Source organism: Methylomonas sp. Uni0011 (assembly GCF_056850255.1).
Window position 1 is genome coordinate 69,268 of the sequence record NZ_JBVVNO010000001.1, and the last position, 19,448, is coordinate 88,715.

The following is a 19,448-nucleotide window of genomic DNA, read 5'->3' on the forward strand; positions in this document are numbered from 1 at the left end:
TGTTCTCTAACGGTTACTGCTTCATTCTTCAAGCCAGTCGCGGATTGCAGCTATTAAACGCCGATTGGCTGCCAGCAGTTCATGTTGACTGCCAAGGATGTGATCGCTACGTTTAGCCAAGGCATTTTCCAACAGTTCGGCGCTTTCCGCCAGCTCAATTGCCGCCAGACTTGCCGCTTGCCCTCTCAACTTATGCGCAAATTTTGCTGCCTCGTCAAACCGGTTGTGCGCGAGATGGTCCGTCAATTTCGCCATCAAACTCGAATTCTCGCTAACGAATAGCGCTGCCAGTTCAGCGAATAACGATAAGCTTCCACCCAAAATCAACGCGGCTTGCTTGGTATCGATCCCGGCGATTGTTGGCCAAAGCGGATCGGCTGCGTTTTCGGGTTCAGCGTCGGGAGGCGGATTGACGAGCGTGGCCTGGGCCGCAGTCGGCAATAACCATTGGTTCAGCTTGGCGATCAATCCCTCGGGATCGACGGGCTTGGTCAGAAAGTCATTGAAGCCGGATTCGAGGCAGGCCTTATGTTCTGCGACGGAAATGCTGGCGCTCAAGGCAATGACCGGCAGCGACCGATGGCAGTCCTTGTTTCTAATCGCTTGGGTCGTGCTTATGCCGTCCAGCTCCGGCATTTGGATGTCCATTAAAATGGCATCGTAGAACACCGCATCGATTTGCGCGAGCGCTTCCAGGCCATTGTTGACCGCATCCACTTCCATTCCGGCCAACTGCAAAAATTCCGCAACCACCCGCTGATTGATCCTGTTGTCTTCCACTACCAAAATGCGCTTACCCGCCAGCGCTTGAGCCGCTTGCCCGATTTGGCCGGAAACCGAAGGCGAAGCCGCGTCAGTCGCGGTGGTTTTATCCGCCGTCTGCAATACCGATGCCGCTTCTCGACACTGGTGGCAGCATTCGTCCAATAGGGCACGGGTCACTTGCCGTTGTTTCGCCGCCCATTCCAGGATTGATGCCGCGCCGAATAAGGCTTTTGCGCCAAAATTTCCGGCCGAACCTTTGATCTCGTGGGCAAGGGCCATTATTGCGGCGCTATCGTCGGCCGCGAAATAGGCGTTCAGCCGCGCTTCCACCGTTGCCAGGCTACGCGCAAAACCTTGCAGCAATTCGAACATATCTTCCTCGTTGCCTCCCAGCATTAAATTGAGGTTGGACAGATCGAACCCAGGCAACTTCAGGCGCGGCCTTTGGGGAGCGGTTAGCATGCCGATAGCGTCGGCATCGGTCCTGGACAATTCCGGCTTGGTCCAATTTAACAGGGTGTTTAACAAATGCACCGGCTCGATCGGTTTGGATACGAAATCGGTCATCCCCGAGGCCAGGCAATGTTCCTTTTCCTCGTAGGTTACGCCGGCCGTCAGAGCGATAATCGGCAGCCGAGCGTGTGCGGGTTGTTGCCGAATTAATTGGGTTGCCTCGATTCCGCCCATCTCCGGCATGTTCACATCCATCAATATTGCGGCAAAGCCGGGGTTTAACGCCAAGCATTCCAGCGCCTCCCGACCGTTGGTCGCAAACGTGGTCATGATGCCGGCCAGTTGTAAAAACTCGCGCACAACCTGTCGATTTAACGGATTATCTTCGGCGATCAGTACTTCCATGCCGGTCAACACCGCGGCATAGGTTTGCATACGGTCAGTTAGACCGCCCGCGCTGCTGTGAATAGGTTGCTCCTGGCAAAGCTGGGTTTCTTGTTCGGTCGCCAATCCCAGCGACAAAGTGAAGGTAAAAGTACTGCCTTGGTTTACGGCACTCGCGACATGAAAATCGCTGCCCATCATCAGTAGCAATTTACGGCTGATAGCCAAACCGAGGCCGGTCCCGCCGAATCGACGGGAGATGGAACTGTCGGCCTGGCTGAAGGGTTGAAATAACTTTTCCTGGTCGGCCGGGGCAATCCCAATGCCTTGGTCTGCAATGGCGAACGCCAAATTTACCCGTTGCTCCTCGCGGGAAACCAGCTCGATCGTCAAACGCACTCGGCCTTGCGTCGTGAATTTGAGTGCATTGGAGATCAAATTGGTTAAGATCTGTTGAATCCGCAATTTGTCGCCCACAACCATCGCAGGCACATCGTTTCCGATCCGCAATTGCAGCTCCAAACCTTTTTGTTCTGCCGGAAATCGAAATAGCCCCTCAATATCCGCGACCAGCCGGGCAATGCCGAACGGATGGGCTTCTATGGTCATGCCGCCGGCTTCGATTTTAGAAAAATCGAGAATGTCATTGATGATGCTGAGCAAATGATCGGAAGAACCTTTGATTTTTTCCAGATAATCCCGAATCTGCGGCGATACATCCCGATTCATGGCAAGTTGCGACAAACCGACGATCGCGTTCATCGGGGTCCGTATTTCGTGACTCATATTGGCCAGGAATTCGCTTTTCGAACGGGCGGCAGATTCCGCTTTGCTATTGGCTTGTCTGAGATCCTGCTCCAACCGTTTCAGTTCGGTGATATCGGCGGCGCAGACCACCGTGCCGTCTTCCTTACCTTGCCGGTCGTAGATCATGGTTGCATCCAACATGAACTGGCGATATTGGCCCAGGCTATTGCGCAAACTATGGTGCGCGGTGTAATTGCCCTCTAACCGAATCCGCTCCAACAGACAGGAATAAATCTGCCACGGGCGTGGCGGCGTTTGCTCTTTCAGCAGGCGAATGTCGTCTGCGGATAACCAATCGTCCAAATAAAACGGGGTTGCAGCATCTAACGCCGCCAAACCCAAAAATTGCAAACCTTGTTGATTGGCCTGCACGATACGGCCATAGGGGTCAAGCCGATAGACCAGGCTGGAAACGGCATCGATCACACGTTGACTGCGATTCGCCAGATCCTGTTGCAGCCGATTGGCGGCGCTTAATTCGTTACGCTGACGCTCCACTTCCCGCAGCATCGCGTCGGCGTGTTCGGCTTCCTCCAGCAATTGTTTTTGTAATGCGGCATTTGCCAGTTTTAGCGATTCGATCTGCAGTTGCAGCGCCTCAAAATCCTGATTGTTCTGGTTCATCGCTATGTTTACCGAATACCCATGAGAAAACAGGCCGTCTAGCCTTTGCGATAATAGATACGTACGCCGGACGGAACTTGGATTTCCGCGTCAGCGACCCCGTTCTGAAATGAGTGCAGGCTCGGTTTAAAACCGAACCTCGGTTAGGTGTTAACAGCCGCCAGGGCTAAAGGATTGGCTAAACCTAGCCGCCAAATCGATCCATCCATTTCAGAAAAAGCTGTTGCAGTGGTGGCGGGGAAGCGGGTGAAACCGGAGCATCGATCGGTCTGCAGCAATCGCGGCAAGATCCGCCGCCTTCACAGTCGGTTTCGACGCCATTCTGAAGCAGCAAAAATTTTTGACACTGTGCAGCCCGCGTTAGTCGGTGTCACTGCCGATGTAGCCGGTTTGCGAGTATGTCAGCAGTTTTTTTGGCGAAAGTAGGACAAGCCAAAACCCGCCGGGCTCCTTGCGGGTTTTGGAATCGGTTAACCCGGCCCTTGAATACCGTTCGCCCCAAGCAAAGTAAGCCCTCTTCGGGCGCATGGCGTTAACAAGAAACAGGGCAACGCTTGCAGCAAGTCTGCATTTTGCCAAAGCCCGGCATAAACGGGATCGCGAGTACCCGTTCTGAAAAGAGGGCGTGCCGATATTGATATTCCGTCCGGGCGGAGCGATCGCAGCCTGATGCGGTGCCAACCCAGTTAAACGCGGTTACGTGAACTTACCGCAGCATTGGCGTTATTCCAGTGCCGCCAACTATCAAGGCTTGGCGGGGTTGGTGGAGATGATTGTTTGGTGATGGACGCTGGAGTGTCCTGGGCGGCGTTCCCACGTGGAGCGTGGGAACAATGGAAAATCATTTGCCTTCAAGGCGCGAGATAACCGGTAGGGCGACAATAGGCGAAGCCGTATTGCGCCGAATGAAACAGTTTCACATCCGGCGTATTACGCTATCGCTAATACGCCCTACGCGGGCTTTTAGGGCATGCATGGCTGAGTTTTCCTATGTTGAGTTAACGGAACAATTCGTATTGAACGTAAAGATTTGCGGGGAGATGCTACTTGATAGTCTTTATTTGCCTTTGTTGCAGAGTTATTGGTTTTTATTGATTTCTTTATCTCTTCAAGTCTGCTGCTAATTTCTGAGAAACTCTTGTCATGAAGCTCAATTTCAAGCATTAATGAATCGATTTTATTTTTATTGTCGACATCTTGTTTAAATATTTGTGATTTTATCATGTCAATATCGGTTTGATTTTGTTGTGAGACAATGTCAACCTTTAATGGCTCCTTTATTTGCCGCCTTTCAATGCATGAGCTAATACCAATCAAAATGAAAAATATTGTTATAACAACTAATGAATTAATAATACAGCGAAAACTGGTATTCATTAAGTTCTGTCTAATTATATTAGATAAAGAATTTAACTCTGCACATATCGCAGTCTTTTTTTTCTTTTCACGCCTTCCAATATTTACAATATCTTCTGGGAATAGTTGATATATAGATATGTGCCCACTAATGGTTTTAATAGAGGCCACTCCAGCAGCTATCATATAAATGAATGCTACAAGTCCTGTAGCAAACAATACCAATTTATAGATGAAAATTAAAGATGATATGCCATCATTTAATAAAAATGTACTTGTTGAACTCATCACTGTTATGCCAACAGTTACCGAAAATAATGATGTTTTGAGTTTGTCTTCTAATGATTTTTTTACATTTAATGTTTCATCATAGAATTCTTTCACTTGCTCGTAGCTTAATTTGTCGTACCCTTTCATGTAGTCAATATAATTATTAAAATTACCTTGCTCTATTTCTTCTATTTTTTTATAGATTCTTTTGTTAGCTTCCGACAAATAAAGCCAAGGAAATAATTGTTGTGCAATATTTTTTAATCGATCAAGTAATTGCATATTGCCTCATATATCCTCTGATTTGCTGAGTCTACAAGCCACGCCCATTCACCAGTTGGGTTTACTTCTATGAAATAGAATTCATCATTACAATAGACAAGGTCAATTGCTCCAAATGACAACCCTAAAGTGTCGACAACTTGAACGCACATGCGACTTACATTCTCAGGTAATTCAGCAGGTATAAAACTAACGTTATCCTTTTCTTTTCTCCAATCCCCTATTACCCCTTCATCCCCTATCACTATTTTTACAGAAAAAACATTTTTCCCGACAACAGTTACTCTGTAGTCTATTTTGGGAGACAAGTTATTCTGAATAATAATAGGTGCAATGGATAGTTCTGAGTTCTTTAGCGATTCATGATTTATTGTATTTGTATAAACAAACGCTTCCGAATCGCCAAAATTAAATATTACAGTATCTAAAGACTTTATTATTAATGTGTCATCTATAAGTGAAAGGTGATCGGCATTGTTTGCTACAAATGTCTGCGGTATTTTAAATCCAGTTTGTTGGGCCGCTTTAAGTTGTATCATTTTATTTTCGGCATAAAATGTCGCAGATGGACTATTCATCCACTTGGCTTTGTTAAAGCAAAGTAAGTTTCTATAGAATGACATCCACTGCGATTGCTGGAGCTGTTCTTCTACGCTCTTATTTCTGGAAAATGTTTCTCTTAGATAGGTTGGCGCGCGATAATAAATTCCATGTAAAGAATCTTCATCAATCAGATGTTTATTACCACTTCTTTCTACCCATAGGCGTAGATTGCATATATCCCATGTAATTTTACAATTAGATAGAAGGTCTCTATCTAACCTAAGATAATTAGCCTTCCTTTTTTCCAGCTCTAATGTAACATAGTCAGTTGTAAAGTCTTTTGAATCAGACAATATAAGAAAATTAATCTTATTCACCTTTTCTATCTTCCCCACTTTCAACATCGCACTTCTTAGTTCGAGGTTTAAACCGGCTATCTTCGTGCATTAGTGGTCGTCCATTATGCTTACTTAACCAATAGCCTTTTGTTTCGTCGTAGGAATAATTTTTAACCAAAGATTCCTCTCGACAGGGAATATTATATTGAAATGACTTTTCTATTAATAAATGGCTCATTATTTTTCCCATTATACATCGATAGCTTATCCAATCGAAGACTACTGATGCTTCAATTTTTATTACAATATTATTTTAACAAAAACAGTCTTATTCGCCCTTTCTGTCTTCTCCTGTTTCGACATCCTCCTTTTTAGTACGCGGTTTAAACTGACTGTCTTGGCGCATTAATGGGCGTCCATTGTGCTTATTTAGCCAATAACCTTTTGTTTCGTCGTAATAGTAATCGATAAGTAAGCTTTCGCTTTGAGGGAGGATCCTATATTTAAATGATTTATCAATTAAAAGATGACTCATTATTGTTCCTTTATAAACAGGACCGTAGGCTGGGTTGAATACAATGAAACCCAGCATTGACGATATTTTATGCTGGGTATCGCTGGCGCTCAACCCAGCCTACGCTTCCAATTATTTTTTAAGCGACTGAGTTAAAATCAATACGCCTGCACCCCAAACTTCAACAACAACCTCGGCAAAATACCATCCAAATTCAACACATCTTTGTCGGTCAATTCAATCAAATTAAAATTATATTTCTGATAAATCGCGAGTTTTTCCTGTTTTCTGGCTTGGTATTTGGCGTCGTTTTCGTAGCCCCAGAATTCGATATAGACCTTACCGGTAGGGATGTAAAAGTCGCAGTAGGACCGTAGGCTGGGTTGAATACAATGAAACCCAGCATTGACGATATTTTATGCTGGGTATCGCTGGCGCTCAACCCAGCCTACGCTTCCAATTATTTTTTTAAGCGACTGAGTTAAAATCAGTACGCCTGCACCCCAAACTTCAACAATAACCTCGGCAGAATATCATCCAAATTCAACACGTCTTTATCGGTCAACTCAATCAGATTGAAATTATATTTCTGGTAAATGGCGAGTTTTTCCTGTTTGCGGGTCTGGTATTTGGCGTCGTTTTCGTAACCCCAGAATTCGATATAAACCTTACCGGTGGGGATGTAAAAATCGCAGTACATTTCTTCTTCGATCGGCAGTTTGCGTTCGTAGGCGTGAACGATTTCGGCCATGTACAGCCAGTTGTCGATCAACATTTCCGCTTTGGAGCGGACGAAGTGGCCGTCGGTGGTGCGATGGGTGGCTTCGAATTTGTGGCGGAAGCTGTCCATTTTGTCGGCGTCGGTTTTGGGTTTGTCGACGCCCTTGATGTTATCGACGTTGTCTTTCAACGCGCGGTTGCGAACGATTTTTTCCGGCCAGCGCACGTAAGGAATGCCGGAGCGGCTGTCTTCGCCTTGCTCGGCACCCATCGCCAAGCCTTGCTCGGTGACCAGCCAGCCTTTCAAGCCTTTTTTGATCCAGCCCAGTTCGGACAGGATGTAATTCATTTTATTGGCCGCGAGTTCGAATTGCTGCCCCAGCACGGTGGCGGTCAGCAATTTTGGCGCGTCCGGCTTGCTCGGTATGTTGGGTAACTGAAAGTCTTCCGGCCAGGCCACGTATTGGCCGTATTTCCCGGTCAGATAAACGCCGCCGGCGGCAACCCCGGCGTTGGTCAGTTGCCATTTGTCGTCTTGTTTTTCGATCAAACCCAAAGCGCTCAGTTGCCCGAACATTTGCTCCTGCGTGACCCCTCGCAGCTTGGCTAATTGGGTGGTGGAAAGGCGTTTTTCGTCACTCATCGCTGTAGTTTTCTAGTTAGATGGAGCGAAGTGTAGACCATCGATAATCGCTACCGCAAAGTGATTGGCAACGGTTGGTGGACCCTGGCAAGAAAAGAACTTGGGGTAACTTGTTGGGCTATACCGAGGAAATTGCGGCGCAACAAAAAACCCGCTAAGCCTTTACAGCTTGCGGGTTCTTGGATTTGGTGCCTCAGACCGGAATCGAACCGGTACGACCTTTCGGTCGCGAGATTTTAAGTCTCGTGCGTCTACCTATTTCGCCACCGAGGCTTTCCGAACATGTGTTGGAAGGCCGCGAATTCTAAAGCAATGCCGGGAATTGTCAATCGAAACTTGGCAAGCCCGGCGCCAGATGCGGTATCGGCTTAAATCGCTTGCTTGATCCGGGCCAGTGCGTTTTCCAGATTGGCCATGCTGGTGGCGATGGAAATCCGGATATGGCCGGGGCAGCCAAACGCAGAGCCTGGCACGAGGGCAACGCCGGCTTTTTCGATCAAAAATTCGGCAAACTCCAGGTCGTCGTTGATGCCGTCCAGACGCGCCAACAGTTTTTCGACGTTGGGAAAAACGTAAAAGGTGCCGTCGGTCGACAAGCATTCAATGCCGTCGATGCTGTTTAATTCGGCGACGACATAATCGTGGCGTTTCTTGAATTCGACCATCATGGTATCGATGCAGCCTTGGTCGCCGTTCAAGGCTTCTTCGGCGGCGACTTGCGAAATCGAGGTCGGGTTGGAGGTGCTTTGCGACTGGATGATGCACATCGCGTCGATCAAGTCGGCCGGGCCGGCGGCATAACCGATGCGCCAGCCGGTCATGGAATAGGCTTTGGAAACACCGTTTAAAACGATAGTGCGGTCGTAAAAGTCCGGGTGGGCGTTGAGTATGTTGACGAATTGGCCTTTATTCCACAGGATCAACTCGTACATGTCGTCGGTGGCGATCAAAATCTCGGGATAGTCGCGCAATACGTCGCCCAAGGCTTTTAATTCGTCCAGACTATAAGCCGCGCCGGTCGGGTTGGACGGGCTGTTGATGACCAGCAGGCGAGTTTTCGGGGTGATCGCCGCGCGCAATTGGTCCGGCGTGATTTTGAAACCCTGGCTTTGGCCGGTTTCAATAATCACAGGTACGCCGTCGGCGAGCAACACCATGTCCGGATACGAGACCCAATACGGCGCAGGAATGATGACTTCGTCGCCGGGATTGAGCAGGGCTTGCGCCAGGTTGAAGAAGCTCTGTTTGCCGCCGCAAGATACCAAGATTTGTTTGGCTTGGTATTCCAAGCCATTGTCGCGTTTGAACTTGGCGATAATGGCTTTTTTCAGGCCGGCGGTACCGTCCACGGCGGTGTATTTGGTAAATCCGGAGTTAATGGCCTTGATCGCGGCGTTTTTGATGTGGTCCGGCGTATCGAAATCGGGTTCGCCGGCGCCCAGGCCGATAATGTCCTTACCGGCAGCGCGCATCGCGGCGGCTCTGGCGGTGATGGCCAGGGTAGGGGAGGGTTTAACCGCTTTAACTCGGTCGGACAGTGTGATGCTCATGATTCCTCGGTCGAAATTTACTCAAATGGTCGGCATTATACGGTATAAGCCGGCATCAAACATGGTGTTTTGCGGCCAACTGGTCGGCATAATTTTCCAGAGCGTCCAGTAGCGTGTGATTCTGGCCGCTATCGGCGCGCAAGGCGTTGATTTTTTCCCGGAACTGCGCCAAGCCCATGTAACCGGCGCTTTCCCGTTCCAGCCGGTCGCGGCAAAACGCCGACCATTGCCGGCGCTCTTCCTGGGTCAATGTGTCCGGGTAATTTCTGGCGCGGTAGCGAAACAGCATTTCCGGCAGACGCAGGTCTTCGAATTCGGATTCGAAATCGGCCAAGCTCGCGGGGGCGGTTTGTCGCAGCCGTTGGCACAGAGACTTGTCGCGCTGGCTGAAAAAGCCGCCGCTATAAATCATCAAATCCGGATCGCTGGGTTTCGTGTCGTCGTTGCGGCGGCTGAACACCTCGGCTAATTTGGCGTCCAGGGCCGGCGCTGCCTGAATTTGTTTTAAGTGCCGATCATGCCCGGCCAAATCCAGTTGCAAGCGCTCCCGGTCGGCCGGTTTCAGCACGGAGATCGGCGCCAACACCGGACATTTGTTGATGTGGACAGTTTTCAACGGAATCCGCACCGTTCCCTCCGGCAAGTCGGTGTTAGCCACAAACAAGCGCTGTTTGATCTCTTCCGCGGATAGCGCCAATAACGGTTCCGGATCGGCGGCAAGGTCGTAAACGATGACTTCGTTGCTATTGGTCGGATGCTGCGCCAGCGGCAATACCACCGCCAGGCAGTGGTTGCGCGACGGCAAGCGGCCGGAAATATGTACCAGCGGCGTAAAACTGCCGAGCCGCAGCAGATTCGACACTTGGCTTTTATGGCGGTGGTTGATCAGGTATTCGAACAGCTTGGGCTGCTTTTGTTTGACCAGCTTCGCAATCGCGATCGTCGCGTACACGTCCGACAAGGCATCGTGCGCGGCGTCGTGCAACAAGCCGTTGGCTTGGGTCAGGTCTTCCAAACGAAAACTGGGCAGGCCATCTTCCTTGTCCGGCCACTCGATGCCTTCCGGGCGCAAGGCTCTGGCGGCGCGGACCACGTCGATCAAATCCCAGCGCGAATTTCCGTTTTGCCACTCTCTGGCATAGGGATCGAAGAAGTTGCGGTAGAGCAGATTGCGGGTGACTTCGTCGTCGAAGCGGATGCTGTTGTAGCCGACACCGCAGGTGCCGGGCTGGGACAAGGCCTCGTGAATCGTCTCGGCGAATGCCGCCTCGCAGACACCCTGCGCCGCGGCCAGTTGCGGCGTGATGCCGGTGATCAGGCAAGCTTCCGGATGCGGCAGATAATCGTCGGCCGGCCGACAGTAAAGCATGATCGGGTCGCCGACGAGGTTGAAGTCGGTATCGGTGCGGACTCCGGCAAATTGGCACGGCCGGTCGCGTTGCGGATCGGCGCCGAAAGTTTCGTAGTCGTGCCAGAAAAATGTGGTTGAAGTCATGACTGGAACCGGGAGGAGGGCGGTCGGGAAAATTTCCGCAAACGCGCTTTTGCGGATACTGGCGGCGGAAAATTATTCTATAATCGCCCGCTCCATTTTATGTGACCTTCATAGGAAAGTGTTATGAAAAAAACCTCGCTACTCGTTTCATCCGTTTTGCTGATGTTCGCCGGCTTAGCCAATGCGCACGGCCCCGTCAGAGCGAAAATGACCGCTACCGTGACCGTAGACGCACCCGCGGCGAAAGTATGGGATTTGATCAAAAACTACGACGACATGTCCTGGCATCCGAGCATCAAAAGCGTGAAAGGTAGCGGTAGCAACGACAAAGGCGCGGTGCGCACGCTGACTTTGGCTAACGGCGGCACCATCACCGAGGAATTGAAAGCCTACGATGCCGCCAAAATGAGCTACAAATACAAAATCACCGAAATGAGCAACACCGGCACCATCAAACATGCGGGCCAGGACGAGCCGTTGCCCGTATTGCCGGTCGGTAACTATGCGGCCGAATTACAAGTCACTGACAAAGGCGGCAAGACCGAAGTCGAGTGGGTTGCCACTTACTACCGCGCTTACGTCAACAACAACCCGCCGGCAGAGTTAAACGAAGAAGCCGCCGACAAAGCGGTCAGCAACGTGTTGAAAACCGGCCTGGAAGCCTTGTCCAAAAAAGCCGGCTCCGCGGCTGGACACGTCGAAATCGATATCAAGCGTTAATCGGCTTTATCCCCGTTCCCGGCCTTGAGCCGGGAACCATTTTCCTCCCGCCCCCATTTTGTTCATGTCCAGATTCAGGTTTAAGGCTGTTTGCTTATTTGCTATCGCCGCGATGCCGGTTCACGCCAATCCGCGTGCCTTTATTACCAATCAACTGGATAATTCGGTCTCGGTGATCGATACCCAAAACCGTAGCGTCATCGAAACGATCAAAGTCGAAGGCAAGCCGGCCGGTGTGGCGATAAACCCGCTATTGAAACAAATTTACGTCAGCACGCCGGAGGGCGGTGGCTTTGCCGTGCTGGACGGCGACAAACTGACCAAGTTGCGAAATGTCAAAGTCGGCGGCGCGTCGTTGGGCATCACAACTGACCGCAAGGGCCAACAAATTTTTGTTGCCGATTGGTATGAAAATTCGGTGGCCGTGTTCGATAGCAAGGATTTCAGCCGGTTAAAAACCATTACTGTGGGTAAATCGCCGTCGGGCATGACCGTCAGCCCCGACAACCGCTGGCTGTACGTCGCCAACCGGATAGACGATTCCATTTCCCAAATCGATTTGCGCAAACTGAGCATCCGCAACACCACCAAAGTCGGCGCTCATCCGTTCGGGATTGCAGTGGATAGCCAAGGCAAGCGCTTGTATTCGGCCAACGTGGAAAGCGACGATGTTACCGTGTTGGATGCGCGCAGCCTGAAACGGCTGGCCACGGTTAAAGTTGGCGCCCGACCTTACGCTGTGGCGCTGGCCAATAGCGACGGTTTGTTGTTCGTGACTAATCAGGACGACAGCACCGTCTCGGTCGTCGATACCGCGACCTTGAAACAAGTTGCCGTGATTCCGGTCGGCGACAAGCCGGAAGGCATTAGCGCGCACCCGGACGACAGGCATATTTATGTCGCCAATTGGTTCGATAACAATGTCTCGGTCATCGACGCCAAAACCCTGCAAGTGGTGGATACCATCAATACGGGGGAGGGCAGTCGCGCTTTCGGCGAGTTCATTACGCATTGATAGCCGACGGTATTTTGCAGGCGGCACCATTGCGGTGGTAGACTGCGCGCCGGCTTTAAAACTCGTTGAGAACTTTATGACTGAAAACGTCGAAGATTTAACTATTCGTTACGAAGATGGCGGCGTCGAGACCGTCAAGGAATTGGACAAGAAGATCCTGAGCAAAGGCGCCTGGGCCACCGTGATTTTCCGTTATCAGGACTGGGAACCGGCCAAAAATCAATACAGCCAGGACCGTTTCAGCATCCGCCGTTACCAAAAACGCAACGGCGAATATCAACAAAAATCCAAATTCAATATTTCCAGTGAAAAGCAGGCTCAGGAATTAATTGAAGCTTTGCAGGGCTGGCTTGCAGAGAGTAAGTAAGCCTCCGGTTGGCGGGACAATCTCCCGCTAACCGTTCAATCCACCCATTCGTAAATTTCGGTCAACAGCGGATCGCATTTGCAACAACCGCCGCTGCCGCAAGCGCTGCCGGCCGCAGTTTGCTTGACCTTACCTTTGCTGATCCATTTGCCGAGCATGCCTCTCAAGGCGTCGGCGTCCATGTGAAAATGCAGGACCAAATCGTGCAGCGTAGCCCGGCGTTTGTCCTGCAAATAGCCGCGCAAGTCAGACAATATCATGGCGTTACTCCACGGAATTGACGGGCGCCGTAAAAGCGCAACACCAGCAGCACGCCGGCAAACAACAGCGTGAGACCGAAAATCCAGCCTATTGCCGTTTGCGGATGCTGACTGAAGGTCATGCCTTGATAGAACAACGTCGCGGTCAGATAAGCGACGAATGTGGTCCAACACACCACGAACAGGGCCCAGCCGCCGCTGGTTTCCTTGTAGATGGCAGCGGTGGCTGCCACGCATGGCGCGTAGAGCAGAATAAACAGCAGATAGGCAAATGCGCCGACCCGGCCGTCGAAATGCGCCTGCATCACCGCAAACGTATCCAATTTGACTTGTTGTTTTTCGGCAGCGCTGGTTTGGTCGGCGACATTGGCAATGCCGATACCCAGCGGATCGAGTAATTTGTCGGCGATCGCGATCAGATTGTCCGGCACGGTTTGACAGGCTTCGGATAAGGCTGCAGCCAAATCGAAACTTTTATCCTCGACATCAGCGTCGCTGGTCGCCATCTGGCTGTAAAGCGCATCCAGCGTACCCACCACGGCCTCTTTAGCCAGTACGCCGGTAAAAATGCCTACCGTAGCCGGCCAGTTGTCCCGGGCGATGCCCATCGGTTGAAATGCCGGAGTCAATTGCCGGCCGATTTCGCTGAGTACCGATTTGTCGCTGTTTTCTTGGCCGAAGCTGCCGTCGACTCCGACCGAATTCAGCACGTTCAATACCAGCACCATCGGCACGATGACTTTGCCGGCGTTGACGATGAAGGTTTTCAGGCGCTCCCAGGTCTTGGTGTAAACCCCGCGTAGCGTCGGTAAGTGGTAGGCGGGCAATTCCATCAAAAAAGGAGTAGGGGAGCCGCGCAGCAGGGTGTAACGCATGATCAGGCCGGTCAAAACCGCAACAACGATACCGAACAGATACAGGCCGAACACCAGATTTTGGCCGCCAACCGGAAAGAAGGCGGCGGCGAACAAGGCGTAGACCGGGAGGCGGGCGCCGCAGGACATGAACGGATTCATCATGTTGGTCAATATCCGGTCGCGCTGGTTGTCCAGTGTGCGAGTGGCGATGATGGCGGGGACGTTGCAACCAAAACCAACGATCATGGGCACGAAGGATTTGCCCGGTAGGCCGATCATGCACATGAAGCGATCCATCACGAAAGCGGCACGCGACATGTATCCCGAGTCTTCCAACATGGACAGGAAGATGAACAAAAAGCCAACGATCGGAATGAAAGTGGACACGACCTGAACACCGCCGCCGATACCGCTACTGGTTAAAACTACCAGCCAATCCGGCCAGTTCATTGCCGTCAGCCATACACTAAGGCCGTCTACCAATAACGCACCCACGGCTTTGTCGAAAAAGTCGACGAATGCGCTGCCAACGTTGATCGTAAACATGAACATGGCGTACATCACCAGCAGAAATATCGGGATGCCCAAAAACCGGTTCAGCACGATGGCGTCGATTTTGTCGGTGGTATTGCGCGAGACTTCGTTTAATTTACATACCGAGGCCTGCACCAGCCGGTTAACCAGACCGTAGCGGGCGTCGGCGGCCAGGATGTCGATTTCGTCGCCACTCTGATCTTCGATTTGGCCCCGCAGGCGAGTGACCGTTTCGGTGAGTTCCGGCCCGGCCATCTGCTTAGCCAAGGTATCGTTCTCCAGCAGCCGCAAGGCCAGCCAGCGGCTATCGCAACGGTTGCGGCCGGAGATATCTGACAATAGCGGTCTCAACTCATCGACGGCCGCTTCGATCTCCGCTTGATAAGCGACTTGAAGCTGGGGAACCGGCTTGTCGGCGCAGGCTTTGCTGATGATTTCGAGCAAGTCCTTGATGCCTTGGCCGGTCGCCGCGGTTACCGGCACCACCGGGCAACCGAGATGTTTGGCCAACAATTCGGTATCAATGCGGATGCCGCGCTTTTTTACGGCATCCATCATGTTCAGAACCAGAATCATCGGCACCCGCATCTCGAGCAATTGCGAGGTCAGGTAGAGATTGCGTTCGATGTTGGATGCATCGACGATGTTGATGATTAAATCGGCTTGGCGCGAGGCGACGTAATCGCGCGCAACTTTTTCGTCCAGCGAAATGCTGTCGTCATCGGCTTCCAGCGAATAAGTGCCGGGCAAATCGACCACGTCGATCTGCTTTCCTTTGTATATATACTCACCGGTTTTTTGTTCTACCGTGACACCGGGCCAGTTGCCAACGTGTTGTTTGGAACCGGTCAGAGCGTTGAACAACGTGGTTTTGCCGCAATTGGGGTTACCGACAACGCCAACGGTATAAACGGCGTCTTTCATACTTTTTCTACGAGTAACACCGACGCTTCGTTTTTGCGGAGCGACAAGGAAAAGCCGCGAATCTTAATCTCGACCGGATCGCCCATAGGCGCGAAACGCGTCACGGTAAATTCAGTTCCCGGAGTCAAACCCATTGCCAACAGTTTTTTCCGATAAACTCCGCCGGATTGGTCAAACCCTAAGATGCGGCCAGTATCGCCAGCCGCCAGCGCTTTAAAATTTGTCTGCATGCAGGCTAATTAATAATTGTTCTCATTAATAAGCACTATAGCATATCAACAAATCAATACGGCAAATTTACATGTTCGACGAGCATCGCGGGGGCGTGCCACGGCGAGACAATATTTCGCATAATGTATATTATGTAAAATAACATGGAGTTACCAGCAAGCCTCGTGGTGAGAACTGCCGAAAGCCCATGACGTGCTCAATTTGAGCAGCGCACTTGGCAATCTGAGTTGACCCTCGTTTGATTGTTTTGGGTTAAGAAACAAGTTATCAACGGTTCATTTAATCTCGGCACTCCGCCTTCCTGTATATAGTGGAATTTACGTAGAAAAACATAGGATGTAGTTAATTCTCGTCTTTGCAAAAGCTTCAACGGTATTGTCATTCGAACAGGAGACCAATCATTCGTTATTTACAATTGTATATAACGGTATACACTACAAAACATGTTCGGGAATAAGGAGATTTGACATGTTTTTTTCTGTAAATAGAAGACTTACGACTTTAGCTGGTCTATTGGTTATCAACACAACCGCACAGGCCGAAACGGCTTTAGTGGCCGTTGCGGCAAACTTCACTAAACCAATGAACGAAATTGCCCAAGTATTCGAAAAAATCAGCGGGCACACAGCAAAATTGTCATTCGGGTCGTCGGGGAAATTTGTCGCACAATTCGAGAATGGCGCACCATTTGAAGTTTTCTTGTCCGCTGACGACAAGAGCCCGCTGAAACTCGAGGAATCCGGGCTAGCCGTGTCCGGCAGCCGGTTCACTTATGCTGTAGGCAAGTTGGTGTTGTGGTCGGCAACGGTGGATTTTGTGGATTCCCAAGGTCAAGTTTTGACCTCGGGCAATTTTAAACATATAGCACTGGCCGACCCTAAGTTGGCACCTTACGGTGCCGCGGCGATAGACACTTTAACAAACCTCGGACTGTTGGATAAGCTGCAACCCACGTTCGTGCATGGCGAGAATATTGCCCAGACATACCAATTCGTCAGTAGCGGCAATGCTGAATTGGGATTCGTTGCCCTTTCCCAAGTTATGGAAAACGGCAAGATCGGCTCCGGTTCGGGCTGGACCGTTCCGACCAATCTTTACAAACCAATATTGCAAGATGCCGTTTTACTAAACAACGGCCGCGATAATCCGGCTGCAAAAGCCTTGTTGGAGTTCCTTAAAACCGCTCCCGCGCGAGCAATTATCGAAAAATATGGTTACTCGTTACCGCAGCAGCCATGACGCCCTCCCCCTCTTAGCTAACAACTTAAACCAGGACTCATTATGAAAACCAGTGCACGTAACCAATTTAGCGGCAAAGTCGAACAAGTGTTGATCGGCGCAGTCAATGCCGAGATTTACCTGAGCTCGAAAGGCGGCGCCACCATCGTCGCGTCGATTACCAAAGAGTCGGTGGCAACGCTCGGAATCGAAGTCGGGGTAGAAGCCATCGCTTTGGTGAAAGCCCCGCAGATCATCGTTGTCACCGATTTCGGCGGCTATAAAGTTTCCGCGCGTAATCAGCTCGCCGGAACCGTGGTGGCCGTCAAACCCGGCGCGGTCAATTCCGAGGTTGACATCGAACTCGGCGGCGGCGAAGTCGTCGCGGCGACGGTGACCAACGAAAGCGTCGAAACGCTAGGACTAACTATAGGCCAGCCGGCCACGGCGATATTCAAGGCCGGTGCCGTTATTCTGGCCGTGCAAAGTTGATCGAGTTCCGGCAATGTTCCGGCTGAGGCAATTATGTTGTTGGGCGCAAATGTAAAACTGCGGCTGATCGACGCGGCACTGCAAACCGATTGCGCCTACAACGCCGAAACGGTGCGAGACAAGCTGCAGGCATCCTATCTTATCCGGCAGCGGGCGGCTTTGCGCGAAGGCGACGTCGTCTACAGCCTGAACAAAACCCACGCCATCGTCGATCTCGCCCCAGCTGGACCATCTGCCTTACCAGTGCGTCATCAGCCATGCGACGGCTACTTTTACATGAACCCGGCCGCCATCGAACCGTTAAGGCTTCCCGCTAATTTACGCAAGAATACGGCGAGCGAGCTCAATCCGGCCCGCGCCTCTCTTCCCGCAAACCGAGCGGACTGCTAACCGCTATCGGTTACAATCGACGCTTTTTAGCGGCAAACGGCATAGATATGAGGCAGGCTTTTCGATCGCCATGGTGGCTGCCGGTGTTATCCGGCGTTTTCATCGGTACCAGCTACATCCCCTTCCCGCCTTGGGCTTCGTTGTTCTGTTTCGTCCCGCTGTGGCAATTCTGGCAAAGTCAGGACAGGCTGCGACCAGTCCTGCTAAGCGGGATATTGACCAGCTTTATCTATACGATGATCGGCTTCAACTGGGTGACATACACCCTGCACGAATTCGCCAACGTCAATTGGCTGGTGGCCGCTATCGGTATGCTGATTTTCGCGGCGTTCGGCCATTTGTTCGTCCCGATCGCCGGCTTGGCCTGGTTCTACGTTCGCCGCAGCCTGGGCGCCAGTCGCGGGATATCGTTGGCTTTGATGGCGGTTCTGACCGCCTTGGCCGAATTTTACGTGCCGATGCTATTCAAATGGAATTTCGGGTATAGCTGGTACGGCGCCGGCTTGCCGCTGTACCAATGGGCGGAAATCGTCGGTTTCGCCGGTTTGAGCATGCTGACCGTACTCGCCAATTTGGCGGCGCTGTATGCCTGGCAGCAGCGCGGGCAACGCGCGGGCAAAACCGCAGCCGTTGCGATCGTGCTCGGCTTTGCCGGGTTGAATGCCGGCGGACTATGGCTGAAAAACCGGTTGCCGGCCGCCGACGATGCGTTGGACGTGCTGCTGGTGCAAGCCAACATCGGCAACCTGCAAAAACAGTCCATGGAACACGGCAAAGGCTATCGCGCGGAAATTTTGACCCAATATTTTCAGGCCACCGATGCCGGTTTGGCCGACAACCCGGACGTCGACTTCGTGATGTGGTCGGAAACCGCCTTCCCTGCCCTGTTGGGCGGCGAATACAACCAATCGCAGTACGCCGATCTGTTACAACAGTTTGTGCGCAACCGGCAATTGGCTTTACTGACCGGGGCGTACGCCAAGGACGAGCATAATGCCATCACCAATTCCTTGTTTGTGATCGACGAAACCGGCAAGGTCACCGAGCCGCACTACAGCAAAACGATCTTATTGGCTTTGGGCGAATACATTCCGTTCGCAGACGTGTTTCCCTGGCTGAAAACCGCATTGCCTATGGTCAGCCAATTCGGGCGCGGACCGGGACCGACCTTGTTGCTGCGCTTGAACGGTTTCGATATGGGGCCGCAAGTCTGCTACGAAAGTCTATTCCCGGAATTTTCCAAGGGGCTGGCCGATCTGGGAGCGCAGTTCATCGTCAACGTCACTAACGATTCCTGGTACGGCAGCTGGCAAGAGCCTTACCAACATTTATATATGACGCTGGCGCGCGGCGTGGAATTCAGGCGGCCGGTATTGCGCGCCACCAACACCGGCATATCCACAGTGTCGTTAGCCGATGGTACGGTGTTGCCGCTTTCGCCACTCGATACGAGTTGGGCCGGCAGCTATCATGTGCCGTTCTCGAAACAACCGGCCAGCACGTTTTACCAACGCCATTTCCATCTGATGCCGGGCCTGTTATGGAGCGGACTGGTTCTGTTAGTAATAGCGGGCTTGCGCGCCGGAGTTACAAAGCCCGGCGCAACTGTCACCTAAAACAATAACCGGCAGGCAAAAAAAATCCGGCTGTAAGCCGGATTTGAGAGGAGGAAGTTATTGCACTGAACATCTCTGCA

Annotated in this window: 17 protein-coding genes, 1 tRNA gene and 1 pseudogene; 8 read left to right on the forward strand and 11 right to left on the reverse strand. The window is 51.4% G+C overall.

Translation table 11 applies throughout. The features are described 5' to 3' along the window. Positions 1-21: 21 nt before the first annotated feature. The gene (locus tag AC0IM9_RS00305) at positions 22-3,033 is read right to left on the reverse strand and encodes a response regulator (protein ID WP_482802642.1); all 3,012 of its coding nucleotides are present in this window, start codon (positions 3,031-3,033) and stop codon (positions 22-24) included. A gap of 679 nt (positions 3,034-3,712) precedes the next feature. On the opposite strand from AC0IM9_RS00305, the pseudogene AC0IM9_RS00310 reads away from it, so the two are divergent. Next, a pseudogene (locus tag AC0IM9_RS00310) lies at positions 3,713-3,817 on the forward strand (REP-associated tyrosine transposase); the annotation flags it as partial. A gap of 179 nt (positions 3,818-3,996) precedes the next feature. Here the strand turns inward: AC0IM9_RS00310 and AC0IM9_RS00315 are convergent. The 7 genes from AC0IM9_RS00315 to sbcB all read right to left on the reverse strand — a co-directional run bounded on the left by AC0IM9_RS00315 (position 3,997) and on the right by sbcB (position 10,744). Beyond that, positions 3,997-4,941 (reverse strand): hypothetical protein, encoded by a 945-nt coding sequence (locus AC0IM9_RS00315; protein WP_482802643.1) that lies wholly within the window; start codon positions 4,939-4,941, stop codon positions 3,997-3,999. After that, on the reverse strand, positions 4,920-5,861 hold the full coding sequence (locus AC0IM9_RS00320) for a hypothetical protein (protein ID WP_482802644.1): 942 nt from the start codon (positions 5,859-5,861) through the stop codon (positions 4,920-4,922). Before AC0IM9_RS00320 ends, AC0IM9_RS00315 begins: the two co-directional genes overlap by 22 nt. 289 nt (positions 5,862-6,150) lie before the next feature. Then, positions 6,151-6,450 carry a hypothetical protein gene (locus AC0IM9_RS00325; protein WP_482802645.1) on the reverse strand — a complete coding sequence of 100 codons (300 nt, stop codon included), beginning with the start codon at positions 6,448-6,450 and terminating at the stop codon, positions 6,151-6,153. A gap of 373 nt (positions 6,451-6,823) precedes the next feature. After that, positions 6,824-7,699 (reverse strand): glycerol kinase, encoded by an 876-nt coding sequence (locus AC0IM9_RS00330; protein WP_482802646.1) that lies wholly within the window; start codon positions 7,697-7,699, stop codon positions 6,824-6,826. A 186-nt stretch (positions 7,700-7,885) separates the two neighbouring features. Beyond that, positions 7,886-7,972: transfer RNA gene (locus AC0IM9_RS00335), tRNA-Leu, on the reverse strand. Between the two features lie 95 nt (positions 7,973-8,067). Beyond that, positions 8,068-9,249: a pyridoxal phosphate-dependent aminotransferase gene (locus AC0IM9_RS00340; protein WP_482802647.1), complete on the reverse strand. Its 1,182-nt coding sequence runs from the start codon at positions 9,247-9,249 to the stop codon at positions 8,068-8,070. A gap of 55 nt (positions 9,250-9,304) precedes the next feature. After that, entirely contained in the window at positions 9,305-10,744 is a 1,440-nt protein-coding gene (gene sbcB, locus AC0IM9_RS00345; RefSeq protein ID WP_482802648.1) for an exodeoxyribonuclease I, read from the reverse strand. Between the two features lie 123 nt (positions 10,745-10,867). On the opposite strand from sbcB, the gene AC0IM9_RS00350 reads away from it, so the two are divergent. From AC0IM9_RS00350 to AC0IM9_RS00360, 3 genes are all read left to right on the forward strand, one after another. Continuing rightward, positions 10,868-11,464, forward strand: a complete 597-nt coding sequence (locus tag AC0IM9_RS00350; protein ID WP_482802649.1) for an SRPBCC family protein — start codon at positions 10,868-10,870, stop codon at positions 11,462-11,464. A 64-nt stretch (positions 11,465-11,528) separates the two neighbouring features. Further along, positions 11,529-12,479: a YncE family protein gene (locus AC0IM9_RS00355; RefSeq protein WP_482802650.1), complete on the forward strand. Its 951-nt coding sequence runs from the start codon at positions 11,529-11,531 to the stop codon at positions 12,477-12,479. Between the two features lie 76 nt (positions 12,480-12,555). Next, positions 12,556-12,846 (forward strand): hypothetical protein, encoded by a 291-nt coding sequence (locus tag AC0IM9_RS00360; protein ID WP_140914291.1) that lies wholly within the window; start codon positions 12,556-12,558, stop codon positions 12,844-12,846. 35 nt (positions 12,847-12,881) lie between these two features. Here AC0IM9_RS00360 and AC0IM9_RS00365 read toward each other — a convergent pair whose 3' ends face one another. Genes AC0IM9_RS00365 through AC0IM9_RS00375 form a run of 3 tightly spaced genes read right to left on the reverse strand, consistent with a single transcriptional unit; the run spans position 12,882 to position 15,651 of the window. Further along, a complete protein-coding gene (locus AC0IM9_RS00365; protein WP_140914292.1) occupies positions 12,882-13,106 on the reverse strand; it encodes a FeoC-like transcriptional regulator in 225 nt (74 codons plus the stop codon). Further along, on the reverse strand, positions 13,103-15,421 hold the full coding sequence (gene feoB / locus AC0IM9_RS00370; protein ID WP_482802651.1) for a Fe(2+) transporter permease subunit FeoB: 2,319 nt from the start codon (positions 15,419-15,421) through the stop codon (positions 13,103-13,105). Before feoB ends, AC0IM9_RS00365 begins: the two co-directional genes overlap by 4 nt. Continuing rightward, positions 15,418-15,651, reverse strand: a complete 234-nt coding sequence (locus AC0IM9_RS00375; protein ID WP_140914294.1) for a FeoA family protein — start codon at positions 15,649-15,651, stop codon at positions 15,418-15,420. Before AC0IM9_RS00375 ends, feoB begins: the two co-directional genes overlap by 4 nt. Positions 15,652-16,120: 469 nt before the next feature. Here AC0IM9_RS00375 and modA point away from each other — a divergent pair, with 469 nt between their 5' ends. Genes modA through lnt form a run of 4 tightly spaced genes read left to right on the forward strand, consistent with a single transcriptional unit; the run spans position 16,121 to position 19,368 of the window. After that, positions 16,121-16,891, forward strand: coding sequence for a molybdate ABC transporter substrate-binding protein (gene modA, locus AC0IM9_RS00380; RefSeq protein ID WP_482802652.1), 771 nt, complete (start codon positions 16,121-16,123; stop codon positions 16,889-16,891). Between the two features lie 42 nt (positions 16,892-16,933). Next, the gene (locus AC0IM9_RS00385; protein ID WP_482802653.1) at positions 16,934-17,362 is read left to right on the forward strand and encodes a TOBE domain-containing protein; all 429 of its coding nucleotides are present in this window, start codon (positions 16,934-16,936) and stop codon (positions 17,360-17,362) included. 33 nt (positions 17,363-17,395) lie between these two features. After that, positions 17,396-17,752 (forward strand): hypothetical protein, encoded by a 357-nt coding sequence (locus AC0IM9_RS00390; RefSeq protein ID WP_482802654.1) that lies wholly within the window; start codon positions 17,396-17,398, stop codon positions 17,750-17,752. Positions 17,753-17,799: 47 nt separating this feature from the next. Continuing rightward, positions 17,800-19,368, forward strand: a complete 1,569-nt coding sequence (gene lnt, locus AC0IM9_RS00395; protein WP_482802655.1) for an apolipoprotein N-acyltransferase — start codon at positions 17,800-17,802, stop codon at positions 19,366-19,368. Positions 19,369-19,448: the final 80 nt, after the last annotated feature.

What these genes read in the sequence shown, in the direction of transcription:
- feoB (WP_482802651.1), bottom strand. Translation starts at nt 15,421, where the DNA reads ATGAAAGACGCCGTTTATACCGTTGGCGTTGTCGGTAACCCCAATTGC.
- modA (WP_482802652.1), top strand. Translation starts at nt 16,121, where the DNA reads ATGTTTTTTTCTGTAAATAGAAGACTTACGACTTTAGCTGGTCTATTG.
- AC0IM9_RS00360 (WP_140914291.1), top strand. Translation starts at nt 12,556, where the DNA reads ATGACTGAAAACGTCGAAGATTTAACTATTCGTTACGAAGATGGCGGC.
- AC0IM9_RS00375 (WP_140914294.1), bottom strand. Translation starts at nt 15,651, where the DNA reads ATGCAGACAAATTTTAAAGCGCTGGCGGCTGGCGATACTGGCCGCATC.
- AC0IM9_RS00340 (WP_482802647.1), bottom strand. Translation starts at nt 9,249, where the DNA reads ATGAGCATCACACTGTCCGACCGAGTTAAAGCGGTTAAACCCTCCCCT.
- AC0IM9_RS00385 (WP_482802653.1), top strand. Translation starts at nt 16,934, where the DNA reads ATGAAAACCAGTGCACGTAACCAATTTAGCGGCAAAGTCGAACAAGTG.
- AC0IM9_RS00330 (WP_482802646.1), bottom strand. Translation starts at nt 7,699, where the DNA reads ATGAGTGACGAAAAACGCCTTTCCACCACCCAATTAGCCAAGCTGCGA.
- AC0IM9_RS00350 (WP_482802649.1), top strand. Translation starts at nt 10,868, where the DNA reads ATGAAAAAAACCTCGCTACTCGTTTCATCCGTTTTGCTGATGTTCGCC.
- AC0IM9_RS00355 (WP_482802650.1), top strand. Translation starts at nt 11,529, where the DNA reads ATGTCCAGATTCAGGTTTAAGGCTGTTTGCTTATTTGCTATCGCCGCG.
- sbcB (WP_482802648.1), bottom strand. Translation starts at nt 10,744, where the DNA reads ATGACTTCAACCACATTTTTCTGGCACGACTACGAAACTTTCGGCGCC.
- AC0IM9_RS00365 (WP_140914292.1), bottom strand. Translation starts at nt 13,106, where the DNA reads ATGATATTGTCTGACTTGCGCGGCTATTTGCAGGACAAACGCCGGGCT.
- AC0IM9_RS00315 (WP_482802643.1), bottom strand. Translation starts at nt 4,941, where the DNA reads ATGCAATTACTTGATCGATTAAAAAATATTGCACAACAATTATTTCCT.
- lnt (WP_482802655.1), top strand. Translation starts at nt 17,800, where the DNA reads ATGAGGCAGGCTTTTCGATCGCCATGGTGGCTGCCGGTGTTATCCGGC.
- AC0IM9_RS00305 (WP_482802642.1), bottom strand. Translation starts at nt 3,033, where the DNA reads ATGAACCAGAACAATCAGGATTTTGAGGCGCTGCAACTGCAGATCGAA.
- AC0IM9_RS00390 (WP_482802654.1), top strand. Translation starts at nt 17,396, where the DNA reads ATGTTGTTGGGCGCAAATGTAAAACTGCGGCTGATCGACGCGGCACTG.